At 60.0% G+C, this 974-nt stretch carries 1 protein-coding gene; it reads right to left on the bottom strand.

Features of this window, described 5'->3' with window-relative positions; all coding sequences use genetic code 11:
- Window positions 1-42: 42 nt before the first annotated feature.
- Window positions 43-974 (bottom strand): phosphoglycerate dehydrogenase (gene serA, locus B3520_RS08005; protein WP_286875830.1); only part of this gene is annotated, 932 nt, incomplete at its 5' end.

The following is a 974-nucleotide window of genomic DNA, read 5'->3' as shown; positions in this document are numbered from 1 at the left end:
ACGCTTCGCTAATCCGACCTACAGGGCTTTGGAGGTGCCAGTTCAGAACAGCACCCGACAGCGGATGGTGCCTTCAATTTCCCGCAGTTGCTTGAGCACTTCCGGGCTGTAGGGCGAGTAGATGTCCACTACCACGTAGCCGACCTTCTCGTTGGTCTGCAGATACTGGGCGGCGATGTTGATCTGATTGTCCGAGAAAATCCGGTTGATCGCCGACATCACGCCCGGTACGTTGCCGTGCACGTGCAACAGGCGGTGCGCGTCCGGGTGTCCGGGTAGCGCCACTTCCGGGAAGTTGACCGAGCTGGTGGTGGTACCGTTGTCCGAGTACATGATCAGCTTCTCGGCCACTTCCACCCCAATATTCTGCTGGGCTTCAACCGTCGAGCCGCCGATGTGGGGGGTCAGAAGGACGTTATCCAGGCCGCGCAACGGGCTGACGAACTCGTCGTCGTTACCTTTGGGCTCCACCGGAAAGACATCAATGGCCGCGCCGGCCAGCTTATCTGCCTTGACCGCCTCGGCCAGCGCGTCGATATCAATCACCGTACCGCGCGAGGCGTTGATCAGGATGGAGCCGGGCTTCATCTGCTCGAGCTGTTCGGCGCTAATCATGTTTTTGGTTGAGCCGGTTTCCGGCACGTGCAGGCTGACGATATCGGCGTGGTTGAGCAGCTCGTTCAGGCTGCGCATCTGGGTGGCATTGCCCAGCGGCAGCTTGGGAATGACATCGTAGAAGCAGACGTTCATACCCAGGCTCTCGGCCAGTACGCTCAACTGACTGCCGATGGAGCCATAGCCGATAATGCCCAGGGTCTTGCCTCGAATCTCGTAGGAACCCACGGCCGACTTCTGCCAGCCACCGCGATGGCAGACAGCGTTTTTCTCGGGAATTCCGCGCAACAGCAGAATCGCTTCGGCCAGCACCAACTCGGCCACCGAACGGGTGTTGGAGTAGGGCGCGTTGAACACCG

It is taken from the genome of Marinimicrobium sp. UBA4509, from assembly GCF_002388575.1.
GTDB lineage: Bacteria > Pseudomonadota > Gammaproteobacteria > Pseudomonadales > Cellvibrionaceae > Marinimicrobium > Marinimicrobium koreense.
The sequence above is the reverse complement of the archived record's forward strand: the minus strand, read 5'-3'. Positions and strand labels throughout refer to the sequence as shown.